Source organism: Flavobacterium sp. GNP011 (assembly GCF_056428925.1).
The window spans coordinates 1-1,963 of record NZ_JBWJVJ010000043.1; the positions used below are offsets into that span (position 1 = coordinate 1).

The 1,963-nt window shown below is 31.9% G+C and carries 2 protein-coding genes and 2 pseudogenes; 2 read left to right on the forward strand and 2 right to left on the reverse strand.

Annotation, left to right across the window (positions count from 1 at the left end):
* Positions 1 to 161: 161 nt before the first annotated feature.
* Positions 162 to 419: pseudogene (locus AC061E_RS16505) on the forward strand (chemotaxis protein CheB); the annotation flags it as partial.
* 24 nt (positions 420 to 443) lie between these two features.
* Here AC061E_RS16505 and AC061E_RS16510 read toward each other — a convergent pair.
* A complete protein-coding gene (locus AC061E_RS16510; protein ID WP_478287237.1) occupies positions 444 to 848 on the reverse strand; it encodes a chemotaxis protein CheB in 405 nt (134 codons plus the stop codon).
* A gap of 243 nt (positions 849 to 1,091) precedes the next feature.
* On the opposite strand from AC061E_RS16510, the gene AC061E_RS16515 reads away from it, so the two are divergent.
* Positions 1,092 to 1,496: a chemotaxis protein CheB gene (locus tag AC061E_RS16515; RefSeq protein ID WP_478287237.1), complete on the forward strand. Its 405-nt coding sequence runs from the start codon at positions 1,092 to 1,094 to the stop codon at positions 1,494 to 1,496.
* A 24-nt stretch (positions 1,497 to 1,520) separates the two neighbouring features.
* On the opposite strand, the pseudogene AC061E_RS16520 reads toward AC061E_RS16515, so the two are convergent.
* Positions 1,521 to 1,787: pseudogene (locus AC061E_RS16520) on the reverse strand (chemotaxis protein CheB); the annotation flags it as partial.
* Positions 1,788 to 1,963 lie beyond the last annotated feature (176 nt).

Below are 1,963 nucleotides of genomic sequence, written 5' to 3' on the forward strand. Positions count from 1 at the left end.
GTCTAATTTGAGTTCATAGACTATAAAACATTGACAATAGAAAATTATATGTTTTATAGTCTATGAACTCAAATTAGACTACATTTGAGTACAATTAACATTTGTTGTCTAAGACAAGTTTAGATTGATTTACCATTTCCCTAAAATAAATTATGGCGAAAATGAAATCAGCACTTCCAAAAAGTACTCCTTTAGCACTTTCAAAAAAGCAAAAGTTAGAGCCAAATCAAATTTCTAAGAAAGAATATTCACAGTCTGAATTACATTCTAATCAAGAACTGGTTAAGGCATCCCATGGATTTCCTATAGTTGCAATTGGCGCATCGGCTGGTGGACTTGAGGCGGTTACTCTATTACTACAAAATCTTTCGCCCACGACAGGCATGGCTTTTATATATGTACAGCATTTAAGTCCAGATCACAAAAGCATTTTACCTTATTTATTATCTAAAGTTACTCAAATGAAAGTACAAGATATTGTTGTACGGAATTACATAAACATTATTAGGAATCATTTTTTCCATATCATCAATATCTTGTACTTTCATTTGAGTAACTTTAGATAATAAATAAGGTAAAATGCTTTTGTGATCTGGACTTAAATGCTGTACATATATAAAAGCCATGCCTGTCGTGGGCGAAAGATTTTGTAGTAATAGAGTAACCGCCTCAAGTCCACCAGCCGATGCGCCAATTGCAACTATAGGAAATCCATGGGATGCCTTAACCAGTTCTTGATTAGAATGTAATTCAGACTGTGAATATTCTTTCTTAGAAATTTGATTTGGCTCTAACTTTTGCTTTTTTGAAAGTGCTAAAGGAGTACTTTTTGGAAGTGCTGATTTCATTTTCGCCATAATTTATTTTAGGGAAATGGTAAATCAATCTAAACTTGTCTTAGACAACAAATGTTAATTGTACTCAAATGTAGTCTAATTTGAGTTCATAGACTATAAAACATTGACAATAGAAAATTATATGTTTTATAGTCTATGAACTCAAATTAGACTACATTTGAGTACAATTAACATTTGTTGTCTAAGACAAGTTTAGATTGATTTACCATTTCCCTAAAATAAATTATGGCGAAAATGAAATCAGCACTTCCAAAAAGTACTCCTTTAGCACTTTCAAAAAAGCAAAAGTTAGAGCCAAATCAAATTTCTAAGAAAGAATATTCACAGTCTGAATTACATTCTAATCAAGAACTGGTTAAGGCATCCCATGGATTTCCTATAGTTGCAATTGGCGCATCGGCTGGTGGACTTGAGGCGGTTACTCTATTACTACAAAATCTTTCGCCCACGACAGGCATGGCTTTTATATATGTACAGCATTTAAGTCCAGATCACAAAAGCATTTTACCTTATTTATTATCTAAAGTTACTCAAATGAAAGTACAAGATATTGATGATATGGAAAAAATGATTCCTAATAATGTTTATGTAATTCCGTACAACAATATCTTGTACTTTCATTTGAGTAACTTTAGATAATAAATAAGGTAAAATGCTTTTGTGATCTGGACTTAAATGCTGTACATATATAAAAGCCATGCCTGTCGTGGGCGAAAGATTTTGTAGTAATAGAGTAACCGCCTCAAGTCCACCAGCCGATGCGCCAATTGCAACTATAGGAAATCCATGGGATGCCTTAACCAGTTCTTGATTAGAATGTAATTCAGACTGTGAATATTCTTTCTTAGAAATTTGATTTGGCTCTAACTTTTGCTTTTTTGAAAGTGCTAAAGGAGTACTTTTTGGAAGTGCTGATTTCATTTTCGCCATAATTTATTTTAGGGAAATGGTAAATCAATCTAAACTTGTCTTAGACAACAAATGTTAATTGTACTCAAATGTAGTCTAATTTGAGTTCATAGACTATAAAACATTGACAATAGAAAATTATATGTTTTATAGTCTATGAACTCAAATTAGACTACATTTGAGTACAATTAACATTT

Coding starts and splice junctions, on each gene's coding strand:
- AC061E_RS16510 (WP_478287237.1), bottom strand. CDS start 848: ATGAAATCAGCACTTCCAAAAAGTACTCCTTTAGCACTTTCAAAAAAG.
- AC061E_RS16515 (WP_478287237.1), top strand. CDS start 1,092: ATGAAATCAGCACTTCCAAAAAGTACTCCTTTAGCACTTTCAAAAAAG.